Below are 15,005 nucleotides of genomic sequence, written 5' to 3'. Positions count from 1 at the left end.
TTAGTTACCCCTAGATGTGCAATTATCTTGCCCATGAACTTCGGCGGACCAGATGATCTGGCCTTCTCCCACCCTGCGCCGGTGGCGGTCCTCGGCGACAGGTACGAACTGCGACTGCTGCTCGGCTCCGGAGGCATGGCCGAGGTACATCTCGCGCACGATCTCCGGCTCGACCGCAGCGTCGCGGTGAAGACGCTGCGCACCGACCTCGCCCACGATCCGGCGCTCCAGGAGCGGTTCCGGCGGGAGGCCCAGTCCACCGCCTCGCTCAACCACCCGGCCATCGCCGCCGTCTACGACACGGGTGAACACCACTCGTACGGGGCGCAGTTGCCGTACCTCGTGATGGAGTACGTCGACGGCGCCACCCTGCGCGAGGCCCTGTACTCCGGACCGCCTCTGACCGTCGAACGCGCCTTGGAGATGACGGCCGGCATCCTGGAGGCCCTCGCCCATTCCCACCAGCACGGCATCGTGCACCGGGACATCAAGCCGGCCAACGTGATGGTGACCTGGGCCGGCCAGGTGAAGGTCATGGACTTCGGCATCGCCCGTGACGCACGGGACGTCGGTATGACCCAGACCTCCATGGTGATCGGCACCGCGCAGTACCTCTCCCCGGAGCAGGCGATGGGGCAGGCCATCGACGCCCGCTCCGACCTGTACTCGGTGGGCTGTCTCCTGTACGAACTCCTCACGCTGCGCACGCCGTTCACCGGCGAATCGCCGATGGCGGTGATGTACCAGCACGTTCAGGAGGAACCGCGGCCGCCGAGTCTCTACAACCCCGAGGTCGGCCCGCGGGTCGACACGATCGTCCTGCGGGCCCTGACCAAGGACCCCGCGTATCGCTACCAGTCCGCGGGGGAGATGCTCGCCGATGTCGAGGCGTACCTCGGGGCACAGACTGTCCTGGACCGGGACTTCGACGGTGGTGACGAGGAGCCGGACGGCGGTGACCCGGCGGAGAGCGGTCGCCGTCGAGGAAGTGCCGCGCTGATCGGGCTGGGCGTCGCGGTCGTCGTCGCAGCACTCATGCTCGGCTGGTTCATGTTCGGGCGCGGTACGGCCGACGACGGCAAGGCGGACGTACCCGACCTCGTCGGCCAGACCCTGGAGGAGGCCCGACGAACGGCGGACAACGTCGGGCTCACACTCACCGTCAGCAAGAAGAAGCCCTGCGCCGACCAACCCAAGGACCACATCTGCGAACAGACCCCGGTCAACGGCGAACTCGACAAGGGGGACGCTGTCTCCGTGACCGTCTCCACCGGCGCACCGAAGGTGGAAGTGCCGGACGTCACGGACAAGGACGAGGACGACGCGTCCCGCATCCTGGAGGACAAGGGCTTCAAGGTGAAGCTCCGGCACAAGGTGTCCGATGAGGACGCCGGGACCGTCCTGGAGCAGGACCCAGCCGGCGGCAAGAGCGTCGAGAAGGGCACCGAGATCACCCTCACGGTGGCCAAGGAGGCGGAGAAGTCCACGGTTCCCGACCTCACCGGCAGCACCCTGAGAGAGGCGCGCAAGCTGCTTGCCGAGCACGACCTCGAACTGGGTGACACCACCGAGGTGGAGAGCAGCGCCGAGGCCGGCACCGTCGTCGAACAGAGCGCCAGTGCGGGAGATGAGGTCGAGCCCGGTACGTCGGTCGACGTCCAGATCGCCAAGTCGGTGCAGACCGTGCAGATCCCGACCGACATCGTCGGCAAGACCCTTGCCGAGGTCCAGGACGAGCTCGGTGGACTCGGCCTTCAGGTGACTGTCGCCTCCGGGTACTCCCAGGCCTCCGACGCCGTGGTCACGTCCAGCACCTCGGCTGCCGGGAGCGAGGTCGAGGCGGGCAGCACGGTGGTCGTCGTCACCGAGGAGGCCCAGGACACGTCGTCGGACGACGGGACACCGGCCGACGACACGGCGACGACACCGGCGACGAGGGGCGATCAGTGATACGTCACTGATGCTGTCGTCGTCCAGGAAGAGAGGCCACTCGTTCGACGACCGGTCCAGGGCGGCAAACTTCAGGTGTCGTCCCGGGGGAAGGTGTGGTCCCTGCCGCAGCGCAGGGAGATGTCTCCGCTCGCCCTGTCGAACTTGTGAAACAGGAACAGCTCCCGTGCGTCGCAGTCCTCGCAGACCTCGGCCCGCGCGATGGGCCACAACGGCAGCGGCCGTGGGAAGGAGGGGCTGTCACGTAGATACGGTCCGGGTCGAGCGGGTCGGGGAACGGGCGTTCGAAGGGCTCCCAGTCGGGATGGCTTCCTTGGAGACGCCGCCCGATCAAGGTGAATCCGCCGTTGCCGGTGTCGTTGCGCATCACGCGCAGTTCACGCAGTGTTCCGAGCACCCCGCCGGGGTCCAGGGCACCTTCCAGTTCCGGAAGTTCGGGGATGGGCCCGGCTTTGACCAGGGCTTCGATCTGTTTCTCCCATGTCCCGAAGGTCGCACCGCCCGAGAGGGATCTGGTGCCCGATGTGTCGCTCTCGGGATCAGAAATGGCTGTCCGCCTTCCGCGGTCCTCGGCGGCGTGTCGGAGTCCCGGGTGCAGACAACGAAAGGGGGACGGTGCCAGGTGTCCCCTCCCGGCACCGTCCCGGGGCCGTGCGCCGCTCAAGGCACGGCCCGTCCTGGGGGTGGAGGAGGCGGGAATCGGGGGTCCGGCCTCCGGTGTACCGGGCTCAGGCGCCCACGGTCTCGGCCTGCTCCTCGGTCGTCTGCGCCGCTTCCGCCTCACCATGCTTGGTGGTGGTGTGCTTGCGGCCGGGCAGGACGGCGATGACGATCAGGGTTCCGGCGGCCATGATGATGCCGCCGATGAGGCTGGTGTGGGCGATGGCGTGGGCGAAGGACTCGTGCACCGCGCCGAGCAGGGTCTGGGCCTGTTCGGCGCCGCCCTGGGGGTTCTTGGCGACCTGTTCGGCGACCGCGATGCCGCCGCCGACGGAGTCCTTGGCGGTGTCCATGGCCTCGGCCGGGAGGTGGCCGCCGACCAGGTCGGTGAGCTTGTCCTTGTAGGACGTGGCGAGCAGCGAACCGAGGATGGCGATGCCCAGGGCGCAGCCGAGTTCCAGGGCGGTGTCGTTGGCGCCGCCGCCGACGCCGAGCTCGTCCTCGGGGAAGGAGCCCATGATGGTGTCGGTGGCCGGGGCGAGACTGAGGCCGATGGCGAAGCCGAGCAGCAGTAGCGGGGTCAGGAAGTCGGTGTAGGTCGAGCCCGTCTCGATCTGGGTGAGCAGGAAAACGCCCGCGGTGCCGATGACCATGCCGGTGCCGACCACGATCTTCACGCCCAGCTTCGGGGCGAGTTTGCCGGTGACGGCGGCGCCGACGAAGACGGCTCCGGCCAGGGGCAGCAGGCGGATGCCGGTCTCCAGGGCGTCGTAGCCGAGGACGAACTGCAGGAACTGGGTGGAGTAGTAGATCGAGCCGAAGGTGCCGAAGAAGAAGAACAGCACCGCGAGCATCGAGCCGCTGAAGGGCCGCTCGGCGAACTTGCGGACGTTCAGCATGGGGTTGGGGTGCTTCAACTCCCAGGCCACGAAGGCCAGCAGACCCACCCCGGCGACGACGGCAGCGGTGATCGGACCGGCGCCCCAGCCGAAGTGCGGGCCCTCGATGGTCGCGTAGACCAGGGAACCGACCGACACGATCGACAGCAGACCGCCGACGTAGTCGATACGGCCCATGCCCTCCGCCTTCGACGGTGGCACCAGCAGCAGCGCGCCGACCACGCCGAGGACGGCGATGGGGACGTTCATCAGGAAGGTCGAGCCCCAGGCGTGGTCCTCCAGCAGCCAGCCGGCGGCCAGCGGACCGGCGGCGATGGCAAGCCCGGAGGTCGCGGACCAGGCGGTGATCGCCTTGGCGCGCTCGGCGCGCGGGAAGATCGCGACCAGCAGCGAGAGTGTGGCCGGCATGACGACGGCGGCGCCGACACCCATGATCGCGCGGGCGGTGATGACCAGGCTGGTCTCGTCGACCAGGCCACCCATCACCGATCCACCGACGAAGATCAGCAGGCCCAGTACCAGGGCTCCGCGGCGGCTGTACTTGTCGCCGATCGCGCCGAGGACCAGCATCAGCGCGGCGTAGGGGACGGTGTAGCCGTCAATGACCCACTGAAGGTCACTGCTGCTCAGCCCCAGGTCCCTGGTCATGTCGGGGGCGGCCACGATCAGCGACGTGTTCGCCATCACCACGATCAGCAGGCTCAGGCACAGGACCAGCAGGGCCCACCAGCGGCGCGGATACGGCTCGGTCATCTTCTCGACGGGTGTCTTCGCAAAGAGCGGCATCGTCAGGCTCCTCGGCAGGAGGTGAAGCGGAGGCTTCGGGGTGCGGATCAAGGGGAGCGGTGCAGGCGGGGCCAAGAGGAGGCCCGGCACCAGGGGCAGTTAATTACCCGCTGATGTGCAGACTAGTTTATTGCCCGTCGATGTGCAACTATCGAATCGCCCTCCCCCGTCAACCGGAGGTCGACATGACCCACGCACCCGTCACAGCCGCCCCGGAACGCAGCCGAACCCTGCTCACCCGGGCCCGCATCCTCGAAGCGGCCCGGCAGGAACTCGGCCGTGACCCCGACAGCAGCCTCGGTGACATCGCCGAGGCTGCCGGTGTGGTGCGCCGTACGGTCTACGGCCACTTCAACGGCCGGGCCGCACTGGTGGAGGGGTTGGTGGAGGAGGCCGCGCAGGCGTTGCGGCGGGCGGTCTCGGCCCCTCGGGTGCCGGTGGCGGATGCCGTCACGGAGCTGGCGCGCTTCGTCCTCGCCGTATGGCCCGTCGGTGACCGCTACCGCATCCTGCTGCGCCTCGCCCCCCAGGACCTCGGGGCCGATCGGCTCGCTGAAGTCCTCGCCCCGGCGCGTGACATGGCGGAGGCGATCATCGGCCGGGGGCAGCGGCAGGGGGTCTTCCAAACCAGCGTCCCCCCGGTCGTACTGACCCGGGCACTGGAGGGGCACCTGCTAGGGCTTCTGGACTGCGTGAACAGCGGGGTCTGGAGCGACGACGGCACCGGCACCGCGACCGCCGCCCTGATCGCCATGGGCGTGGCCGACGACAGCGCCGCGACATGTGTCCACGGGCTCGTCCGGCCCGAGGACGACGCCGCATAGGCGCACTTCCCCAAGCACCACTCGCAGAGGAGAACCATGTACCAGTCCCACCCCGACGAGGCGTACGTCGGCGAGCCCTACTACGGCGACGGCTCCACGTACGTGAGCCCCCCGCCCCGGACCAGGCGCCGCCTCATCATCGCCGCCGCCTCCCTGGTGGCCCTGCTGGTCGGCGGAGTCGCGGTCGACCGGATCGCCGCAGCTCGCGCGGAGAGTCGTACCGCCAAGGCGTTCCAGGACGGCATGGGAACCGCCGATCGGCCATCGGTGCACGTCAGGGGCTTTCCCGTGCTGACCCAGCTGGCCGACGGCAGCCTGGACCATGTCGACCTGACCGCCCACGACATTCCAGCCGGCGGCACCACCCGGCCGCTTCCGGTGACGAAGCTGACGGTGGGGATGGACGGGCTGAAGACCTCGGGAAGCGCCGAGGAGGCTCATGCGGACAGCGTCACGGCGACCGCGTTCCTGTCCTACGCGGACGTGTCGAGCGCGCTAGGCGCGCAGGTGTCACAAGGCGACGAGCCCGACCGGATCAACGCGACCGCGAGTCTGCCGCTCGTCGGCGACGTGACCGTGAGCGCGGCCGTCTCGGCGGCGAGCGGAAACCGCATCGCCTTCACCGACGTCCGCGCCGAGCAGGGCGAACTGCTCCCCCCGCTGAAATCACTGCTCGACAAGGCCCTGGACGAGCCCATTCCGCTGCAGAACGTTCCGCAGGGACTGCACCTGCGGTCGGTCACCACCACCGGGGACGGGATCGACGCCCGCTTCACAGGCCGCTCGGTCACGTTCCGCCCGGACTCGTCGTCCGGTTGAGGTCAGTCGAGGTCGGGCAGGGGGCGCCGGGCGACCTCGTGGGCGTCGTCCGCCGAGAGGCCCAGCATGCGCAGGACCATCTCGGCGAGGTTGGCGGCCGCCTCGTCGCCGTCCACTTCGGGACGGGCGAACCGCAGCTCCACCAGGGACAGCAGCGTTCCACCCAGTGCCGACAGGGCGACCACCGGGTCGAGGGCGGTGAAGCGGCCGGAGTCGATGCCGACCTGGAGATCGCGCAGGGCCCGGCGGGCCAGGCCGTTGTCCGAGTGGATGTGGCCGAGGCCGCGACGGCGCAGGACCTGCATCAGCTCCGGGTGCGAGTCGGCCATGCGGGCGCTGAGCCGGAAGCCGGCCGCGACCAGCTCCGCCGGGTCGTCGATCCCGGTCAGGCGCTCATCGAAGGCCTGCCCGAACTCCTCCAGGGCGTCCACCACCGCCGTCTCGAACAGCTCCGCCTTGGAATCGAAGTGGTTGTAGAAGGAGCCGAAGCCGACGTCCGCGCGCTCAGCGATCGCCTGGATGCTCGCGCTGGTGTCACCGCTCTCGGCGAGTATCTGCCGGGCCGCTCGAACGAGAGCCCCACGGGTCTCCGCACGACGCCGCTCGAACCGGTTGCTGGGCAGGGCTGACGTAGGCATGCGCAGAGTCTAGCGGTCGCACGATGGAGATCGCAGTCCTGATGAATTCATCATTTCCTGCGGCGAACATCTTGACGACAGAAGTGTCACAGTTGATGATTTCCTCATTACGGCAATGTTGCTCGGAGGGCACCATGTCTGAAATCCGCGTCAACGGGGCCGACGTCATCACGGCCCACCAGGACCTCCACAGCGAGCAGGGCGCCCTGCGTGGCGAACACCCCGGCCGCTCCCGGAACCCGGTCATCAAGGTGGCCGACCTGGCGTGGCTGGAGTTCGAGAAACCCGACCTCGACCGGGCCGAGGTGTTCGCCCTCGACTTCGGTTTCTCGGTGGCGGCCCGTACCCCTGAGGCGTTGTGGCTGCGCGGCACGTTCGCGGGCTCGCCGTGCATGGTGATCCGGCGCGGGCGTACGTCCCGTTTCATCGGCCCGGTGTTCCGGGCGGCGGAGCGGGCCGACCTGGACCGGCTGGCCCGCGCGACGGGCCGGGAGGTACGGGACGCCGACGTGCCCGGCGGCGGCAAGGTGGTCGACCTGCTCGACCCCTCGGGCTTCCCGGTGCGGGTCGTGCACTGCGCCGAACAGCTGCCCGCCCTGCCGGAGCAGCGGCCGTTGCTCCTCAACTTCGGTACGGATCACCGTCGTACGAACCTCACGCAGCGTCCGCCGCGCGAGCCGTCCCGCATCCAGCGCCTCGGTCATGTGGTGTTGGAGACCCGCGTGTTCGGCCGCGCTCTGGACTGGTACCTGGACACGCTCGGGATGATCGTGTCCGACTTCCTGTTCCTGGACGGGCAGCGCGGACGGGGTCCGACGATGGCGTTCATCCGCTGCGACCTGGGCGGCGTACCGGCCGACCACCACACCCTGGCCATGCATCTGGGGCCGGGCACGGGATACGTCCACTCCGCCTACCAGGTCACCGACCTGGACTCCATCGCCGCCGGTGGCGAATACCTCAAGAAGCGCGGCTACAAGCGCAGTTGGGGCATCGGGCGGCACATCCAGGGCAGCCAGCTCTTCGACTACTGGCGCGACCCCGACCACTTCATGCTGGAGCACTTCGCCGACGGCGACCTGTTCTCCTGCGACGTGGAACCCGGCTGGGCGCCCATGTCGACCAGCGGCCTGGCCCAGTGGGGCCCGCCCGCCACCCGCGACTTCCTCGGCGCGAGCCCCTCGCCGCAGCGCGTCCGCGATGTCATCGAGGCCCTGCGCGGCGACAACGAGATGGACCCCGCACGACTCCTCGGCCTGCTCAAGGCCGCCAACTCCTGAACCGAGGCACCGACATGAGCACCAACGTCCTGCGTACCGCCGAGGGCTGGTGGGTCGTCCGAGGCGACCGAGCCGTCCCCGTCAACACCAAGGCCGCCACGACCGCCGAACTGATCGCCGACCGGGCCGCCGTCCGGGAGGCCGCCGCCTCCGGCGAACCGGGCACGCCGGTAGCCGACCTGGTCGCGATCTCGCCGGTGACCACCCCCTGCCGCGTGGTGGCCCAGATGGTCAACTACCGCAGCCACGCCCGCGATTCGGGCTTCAAGGGCGACATCCCGCCCGCCTTCTTCCGTAAGGCGTCCGGATCGGTCAGTGGCCCGGGCGAGGCCGTCGTCCGCCCCTCCCACGTGAAGTTCCTCGACTACGAGATCGAACTCGGGCTCGTCATGGGTGCCTCCCTGCCCGTCGGTACCGTGGTCGAGGAGGGGGACCTGCCGTCGTACGTCGCCGGGCTGGTGATAACCAACGACGTCAGCGCCCGTGAGGTGCAGCTGACCAAGACGCAGTTCTACGAGAGCAAGTCGTACCCGACCTTCACGCCGACCGGCCCGTACCTGTCGTTGCTGGAGCCGGAGGACTTCACTCATCTCCTCGACCTGCGGCTGAAGTTGAGCGTCAACGGCGAGCTGCGCCAGGACCGCACCCTCGCCGACATGATCGTCCGCCCGGCACAGGCGCTGACCCTGCTGGCCCGTTTCCAGACCCTGGACGCCGGCGACCTGCTCCTCACCGGCACCCCCGGCGGCACCGCGCTCAAGGCCCCGCCGAAGGCGGTGGAGAAGATCGGCGCGCTGCTGCCGCCCGCGGTGAAGTGGAAGGCGTTCTTCAAGAGCCAGGCCAAGAACCCGCACTACCTGAACCCGGGTGACCTGATCACGGCGACGATCGCGACCCCGGACGGCCGCATCGACCTCGGCGAGCAGCGCACGCCCGTCGCGGACGCGAACTAAACCCCGAGGTGAGCCGCACATGAACGTCGACGAAGCCGCCCGTGTGCCCGTCGTGATCGTCGGGGCCGGACCGGTGGGCGTGACCGCTGCTCTGCTCCTCGCCCGGCGCGGGGTGCGCAGTGTCGTCCTCGAACGCCACCGGGACGTCTATCCGCTCCCGCGCGCCGTCGCCAACGACGACGAGATCCACCGCATCCTCCAGGCCGCGGGCGTCGGTGAGGAGTTCACCGCGATCTCCCGTCCGGCAGGCGGGCTGCGCCTGCTGGACGCCCGGCACCGGGTGATGGCCGAGTTCCGGCGTTCCCCGCACGGTCACCACGGCTACCCCCAGTCCAGCATGTTCGACCAGCCCGAGCTGGAACGCGTGCTGCGCGACGCCCTCGCCCAGCGCCCGGAATGCGAACTGCGCGGCGGCGTGGAGGTCACCGGCGTCGGCCCGGACACCGCGGGCCCGGTCCGCGTGACCTACCGCGACGGCGACGGCGGTGAGCACGAACTGTGGGCCGAAGCGGTCCTCGGCTGCGACGGTGCCAACAGCCTGACCCGCGAAGCCATCGGGGGTGTCTGGGAGGACTTGCGGTTCGAGGAGAAGTGGACCGTCATCGACGCCGAGACGACCGGCCCCGTCCGTTGCTGGGAGGGCGTCGACCAGGTCTGCGACCCGGACCGGCCGGGGACCTTCATGCGGGTGAACGAGACTCGCTACCGTTGGGAGTTCCGGCTCCGCGAAGGAGAAGGGCAGGAAACGGTCCGCGACCTGATCGCCCCGTGGCTGTCGCCTTCGTACGACGGGGACTTCGACGTCGTCCGCGAGACGCAGTACACCTTCCGGGCCCGCGTCGCCGACCGCTGGCGCAGCGGCCGGGTCTTCCTGCTCGGCGACGCCGCCCACCTCACCCCGCCGTTCATCGGGCAGGGCCTGTGCTCGGGGCTGCGGGACGCCTACAACCTCACCTGGAAGCTCGCGCGAGTGCTGCAACAGGGCGCGCCAGAAGGGCTGTTGGACACGTACGAGAGGGAACGCAGGCCGCATGCCCGGCATGTGGTGCGGCTCGCGGTCGCCATGGGCTGGGCCATGACCGGCGGCCAGGACGGCGCCGCCACGCTCCGCCGCAGGGCGTTGGCCGCCGCCTGCCGCATACCCGGCCTGACCGAACTGGCCGGCCGCGACCTCAGCCCACCCCTGACCGCCGGACCACTGGTGCGGCGCGGGGTCCGCCGGGGACTGGCGGGCACGTACTGTCCGCAGCCGTGGGTGAACGTCGGCGGCCGGCGCACCCGCCTCGACGAGGCGCTCGGCGACTCCTTCGCCGTCCTGACCGCCACCGAGCCGGGGCCCTCCCTGACCGCGCTCGCCCACGGCCTCGGCATCCAGGCGGTCCCCGTGGCCGACCTCGGCGACGACGGCACGCTCGCCGCCTGGCTGCGCGCCGGACGCGCGGACGCCGTACTCCTGCGGCCCGACCGAGTCGTGCTGGACGTCGTCCCGGCGGGTGGCCGTGACTTCACCTCGACCGCCGCCTGGGCGGCCCTGCTGCACACCACACGAAGCCCTGTTCTCTCCGAACAGGCCGTCGACAAAAGCCTGTTGAGGAGCACACCGTGACGACCGCGCCCTTCTTCACACCCGATCCGGCGACGGTGGCCGCCAGCCGTATCGCGGAGTTCGCCCGGCGCCAGGGCATCGCCCCGGACGACTACGCCGCCCTGCACCGCTGGTCGGTCACCGACCTGGAGGGCTTCTGGGGTGCGGTGTGGGAGTACTTCGACATCGACGCCGACACCCCCTACGAACAGGTCCTAGCCGAGGAGCGGATGCCCGGCGCCCGCTGGTTCCCCGGCGCCACCCTCAACTACGCCCACCACGCGCTGCGCAACATCCGGGATGACGACGCGGCTATCCTCGCCCTCGACGAGACCGGCGCCGGGTACGAGGTGACCGGCAGGCGGCTGCGCGAACTGGTCGCCTCCGTCGCCGCCACCCTGCGCGACCTCGGCGTCGGCAAGGGCGACCGGGTCGTCGGCTATCTGCCCAACACCCCGCACGCCATCGTCACGTTCCTCGCCGCCGCGAGCCTGGGCGCGGTGTGGTCGGTGTGCGGACAGGACTACGCCCCCAAGGCCGCCGCCGACCGCTTCGCCCAGCTCGAACCCACCGTCCTGATCGCTGCCGACGGCTACCTCTTCAACGGCACCACCCACGACCGCCGCGACGCCGTCCTCGAACTGGCCCGCGCGCTGCCGACGTTGAAGGCGACCGTGCTGGCGGACCATGTGGGCCTGCCCTGGCCGTCGCAGGCCTACCCGTCGCTGGTGGTCCCCTGGGAGGACGCCTCGACCCGCACCGAAGAACTCGCCTGTGTACCGGTGCCGTTCGACCATCCGCTCTGGGTCGTCTTCTCCTCCGGCACCACCGGCCTGCCCAAGGGCATCGTCCACGGCCACGGGGGTGTGGTGGTGGAGCACCTCAAGACCCTGGGCCTGCACTCCGACCTCGGCCCCGGCGACCGCCTGCTCTGGTACACCACCACCCACTGGATGATGTGGAACCTGGTCGTCTCCACCCTCCTGACCGGCGCCACCACCTGCACCTACGACGGCAGCCCGGCGCCCTTCGCCAAACTCGACGCCCTGTGGGAACTGGCCGCCCGGCACCGCGTCACCGTCTTCGGCACCAGCCCCCAATACCTGCTGGGCATGGCCAAGTTCGGCATCGACCCCTCGGTCCACGACCTGTCATCCATCCGCGTCGTCGGCTGCACCGGCTCCGCCCTGCCCGCCTCCGCCTACCCCTGGGTCCGCAACCACGTCGGCGACCACGTCCTGCTGGCCTCCATCAGCGGCGGCACCGACATCGTCTCCGGCTTCGCGGGCAGCGCACCCAACACCCCCATCTGGGCGGGCGAGTTGTCCGCACCTCACCTGGGCGTGGCGCTGGCCGCATACGACGCCGAGGGCCTCGCCGTGACCGACCAGGTCGGCGAGCTGGTCGTCACCCGCCCCATGCCCTCGATGCCGCTAGCCTTCTGGAACGACCCCGACGGCACCCGATACCGCGACGCCTACTTCTCCTCCTACCCCGGCATCTGGCGGCACGGCGACTGGATCACGGTCACGGGGCATGGCTCGGTCATCGTCCACGGCCGCTCCGACTCCACGCTCAACCGCAACGGCGTCCGCCTGGGCAGCGCCGACATCCACGACGTCGTAGAACGCCTCCCCGAGATCACCGAAGCCCTGGTCATCGGCGCGGAGGAGCCGGACGGCGGCTACTGGATGCCACTGTTCGTCGTCCCCGCGGCCGGTGTCGAGCTGGACGACGCCCTGCGCGAGAAGATCCGCGCCGCCGTCCGTACGGGTGCCTCACCGCGCCACGTCCCGGACGAGATCCTCGAAGTGCCGGGCATCCCGCACACCCGCACCGGCAAGAAACTGGAGGTCCCGGTCAAACGCCTGCTCCAGGGTGCCCCGGTCGAGCAGGTCGTCAACCCCGCCACCGTGGACGACCCCGACCTCATCGACCACTTCGCCCGGCTGGGAGCCGAACGCCGGGGCCGGTCGGCATGAGGGCCGCACAGATCGCACTCGCCGTCACCCTGTCCGTCGTATTCCTGCCCCTGGGCGTGGCGAAGATCGCCGCGGTGCCGTTCATGCGCCAAGCGGCAGCTCACCTCGGCATGTCGCCTGGCCGATATCGCGTCATCGGTGCCCTGGAGGTCGCCGGGGTCATCGGGCTGCTCCTCGGAATGATCGCGAGTCCGCTCGGGGTGGCGGCCACGATCGGACTGGCGCTGCTGATGGCCGCAGCGGCAGGGGCCCACCTGCGGCACGGCGACCCGCCGGTGCGAGCGCTGCCCGCCGTCGTACTGGCCATGGCCGCGCTGGCATACGCCGGGGCGACAGCCTCCGTGGGCTGACGTCGTCCGAAGGCTCGCCGATGCCCTGGGCGTGCCGCGCGGCGTACCGTCGACAGTGTGGACGCCACGGCCGACGGCCTCATGGCCCGTGTCGCGCATGAGCTCGCACCGAGAGCGGACGAGCTGATCGCGGAAGTGGCGCGATGCCTGCGACGTGAGGTTCCAGAGCTCTGGGCCGCCCCGGGCCTCGCCCGGATGACTTCTGAGAACATCGCGGAGCACGTTGTCGGCGTGCTGACCGGACTGGAACTCGGCATCGAGCCGAGCGACATCGAACCACCGCCGGCCGACGTGGAACGCGCACGTCAACTGGCACAGCACGGTGCGCCCGTCACCGCGATGCTGCGGGCGCACCGGCTCGGCCAGGGCGTGGTCCTCGACAGACTCCTCGCGGAAATACCGCGCCTGACCGACGACGTCGAGCTGATCGGCGCGACGTCACGCCGAATGATCGCGATGGCCACCGGATATGTCGACCGCGCCTCCGAGCAGGGCGTCCTCTCCTTCCAGGAGGAACGGGAGCGTCGACTGCAGTGGCGACTGTCCGTGGTCAACGAGGCCGGTCTGCGCATCGGGACCACGCTGGACATCGCTCGCACGACTCAGGAGCTGGCCGACCTCGCCATCGGCCGCATCGCCGACTCCGTCACCGTCGACCTGCTGGACTCCGTGGTCCATGAGCACGACACGGTCGCAGCAGGTCCGCCCGTACTGCGCAGGATGGCCCAGGGGACGGTGGCGGAAGGTGCCTCTGACCCCGTGATCGAGGTGCAGGAACTCCACACCTGCCCAGTGGGATCCCCCTCGGAGCGTGCCCTGGCCACCGGGCTGCCCTCCCGGTACGCGGACGGAGACCGGTCGGTGCTGGTGGTGCCGCTGAGCGCGCGGGGCACGACCCTCGGCGTCGCCCAGTTCTCCCGTCACCGGACTCCCGGACTCCCGGAACCCTTTGACGACGAGATTCTCCTCCTCGCCCAGGAAATCTCGGCCAGGGCCGCGATGGCCGTCGACAACGCCCGTCGCTACACACACGCCCGCGCCACCGCGCTCACCCTGCAGCGCAGCCTGCTCCCTCGGCGTACAGCGGAGCAGTCGGCCGTCGAGGTCGCCTGCCGCTACCTGCCCGCCGGCACCCGGGTCGGTGTCGGCGGCGACTGGTACGACGTGATCCCACTGTCAGGGGCGCGGGTCGCCCTGGTGGTCGGCGACGTGGTCGGCCACGGCATCCATGCCGCCGCCACGATGGGACGTCTGCGGACCGCGGTCCGCACTCTCGCCGACATCGATCTGCCGCCGGACGAGTTGCTGACGCACCTGGACGACGTCGTCATCCGCCTGTCCGCCGAGGCTTCTGCGGACCCGGACACGGAGGAGGCGGCCGGGGACATCGGCGCCACATGCCTGTACGCCATGTACGACCCCGTGGGCGGCCGGTGCTCCCTGGCACGGGCGGGCCACGTGCTCCCCGCTGTAGTGAGCCGCGACGGCGCCGTCGACCTCCTCGATCTGCCGCCCGGCCCACCACTGGGTCTGGGCGGCCTGCCCTTCGAGGCGGCCGAGGTCGACCTCCCCGAAGGCAGCCTGCTCGCCCTGTACACCGACGGCCTGATCGAGGCCCGCGATCACGACGTAGAGGCAGGCCTCACCCTCCTGCGTCAGGCTCTCGCACAACCCGCTGCCTCGCTGGAGGCAGCCTGCGACACCGTGCTCCATACCCTGCTGCCCGCCGGCCGGCCCCATGACGACGTAGCCCTGCTGCTCGCCCGCACCCGCACTCTCGGGGACAGCCAGGTCGCCGCGTGGGACGTGGACGCCGACCCGGCAGCCGTTTCCGGAGCGCGTACGAGCGCCGTGCGGCAGCTGACCGAGTGGGGACTGGAGGAACTCGACTTCACCACTGAGCTCGTGATCAGCGAACTCGTCACCAACGCCGTCCGTTACGGTCGGCCCCCCATCCGGTTGCGGCTCATCCATGACCGGGGGCTCCTGTGCGAGGTGTCCGACGCCGGCAGCACCACTCCCCATCTGCGCCGAGCCCGCACCTTCGACGAGGGTGGGCGCGGCCTCCTCCTCGTCGCCCAGCTCGCCGAACACTGGGGGACCCGCCACGCCAGGCAGGGCAAGACGGTCTGGGCCGAGCTGAGCGGGAGCGGACATGCCGGTTTTCCGGACCTGGCTTCCCCTCTTCAGTCCGCTACCGGATGAACGCGCTCGGATTTCCATACCTACCCGCTGGTGTGCAATTATTGGAGGGCTTCGGCGCGCCGCCCCTCCCATCT

The 15,005-nt window shown here is 70.1% G+C and carries 11 protein-coding genes; 9 read left to right on the top strand and 2 right to left on the bottom strand.

The genetic code is table 11. The features are described from left to right. The first annotated feature begins 33 nt into the window (after positions 1-33). Positions 34-1,950, top strand: a complete 1,917-nt coding sequence (locus IQ210_RS03430; RefSeq protein WP_194076733.1) for a Stk1 family PASTA domain-containing Ser/Thr kinase — start codon at positions 34-36, stop codon at positions 1,948-1,950. Positions 1,951-2,678: 728 nt separating this feature from the next. On the opposite strand, the gene IQ210_RS03425 is transcribed toward IQ210_RS03430, so the two are convergent. Beyond that, positions 2,679-4,295 (bottom strand): MFS transporter, encoded by a 1,617-nt coding sequence (locus IQ210_RS03425; RefSeq protein WP_194076730.1) that lies wholly within the window; start codon positions 4,293-4,295, stop codon positions 2,679-2,681. Positions 4,296-4,480: 185 nt separating this feature from the next. Between IQ210_RS03425 and IQ210_RS03420 the strand changes: the two genes are divergently transcribed. Beyond that, the gene (locus tag IQ210_RS03420; RefSeq protein WP_228046728.1) at positions 4,481-5,119 is read left to right on the top strand and encodes a TetR/AcrR family transcriptional regulator; all 639 of its coding nucleotides are present in this window, start codon (positions 4,481-4,483) and stop codon (positions 5,117-5,119) included. 36 nt (positions 5,120-5,155) lie between these two features. Further along, positions 5,156-5,938, top strand: a complete 783-nt coding sequence (locus tag IQ210_RS03415) for an LmeA family phospholipid-binding protein (RefSeq protein WP_194076725.1) — start codon at positions 5,156-5,158, stop codon at positions 5,936-5,938. A 2-nt stretch (positions 5,939-5,940) separates the two neighbouring features. Here IQ210_RS03415 and IQ210_RS03410 read toward each other — a convergent pair whose 3' ends face one another. Beyond that, positions 5,941-6,576, bottom strand: coding sequence for a TetR/AcrR family transcriptional regulator (locus IQ210_RS03410; RefSeq protein ID WP_194076723.1), 636 nt, complete (start codon positions 6,574-6,576; stop codon positions 5,941-5,943). Positions 6,577-6,710: 134 nt separating this feature from the next. Between IQ210_RS03410 and IQ210_RS03405 the strand changes: the two genes are divergently transcribed. The 6 genes from IQ210_RS03405 (at position 6,711) to IQ210_RS03380 (ending at position 14,931) form a co-directional block, all read left to right on the top strand. Next, positions 6,711-7,856 (top strand): VOC family protein, encoded by a 1,146-nt coding sequence (locus IQ210_RS03405; RefSeq protein WP_194076720.1) that lies wholly within the window; start codon positions 6,711-6,713, stop codon positions 7,854-7,856. 14 nt (positions 7,857-7,870) lie between these two features. Beyond that, on the top strand, positions 7,871-8,809 hold the full coding sequence (locus IQ210_RS03400; RefSeq protein ID WP_194076718.1) for a fumarylacetoacetate hydrolase family protein: 939 nt from the start codon (positions 7,871-7,873) through the stop codon (positions 8,807-8,809). 19 nt (positions 8,810-8,828) lie between these two features. Then, positions 8,829-10,415 (top strand): bifunctional 3-(3-hydroxy-phenyl)propionate/3-hydroxycinnamic acid hydroxylase MhpA, encoded by a 1,587-nt coding sequence (gene mhpA, locus IQ210_RS03395; RefSeq protein ID WP_194076716.1) that lies wholly within the window; start codon positions 8,829-8,831, stop codon positions 10,413-10,415. Continuing rightward, positions 10,412-12,376, top strand: coding sequence for an acetoacetate--CoA ligase (locus IQ210_RS03390; protein WP_194076714.1), 1,965 nt, complete (start codon positions 10,412-10,414; stop codon positions 12,374-12,376). The genes mhpA and IQ210_RS03390 overlap by 4 nt, the downstream gene beginning before the upstream one ends. Beyond that, positions 12,373-12,726, top strand: a complete 354-nt coding sequence (locus tag IQ210_RS03385; RefSeq protein ID WP_194076712.1) for a DoxX family protein — start codon at positions 12,373-12,375, stop codon at positions 12,724-12,726. Before IQ210_RS03390 ends, IQ210_RS03385 begins: the two co-directional genes overlap by 4 nt. A gap of 81 nt (positions 12,727-12,807) precedes the next feature. Beyond that, positions 12,808-14,931, top strand: a complete 2,124-nt coding sequence (locus IQ210_RS03380; protein ID WP_194077098.1) for an ATP-binding SpoIIE family protein phosphatase — start codon at positions 12,808-12,810, stop codon at positions 14,929-14,931. Positions 14,932-15,005: the final 74 nt, after the last annotated feature.

The organism is Streptomyces justiciae (assembly GCF_015163075.1).
Taxonomy (GTDB): domain Bacteria; phylum Actinomycetota; class Actinomycetes; order Streptomycetales; family Streptomycetaceae; genus Streptomyces; species Streptomyces justiciae.
The sequence above is the reverse complement of the archived record's forward strand: the minus strand, read 5'-3'. Positions and strand labels throughout refer to the sequence as shown.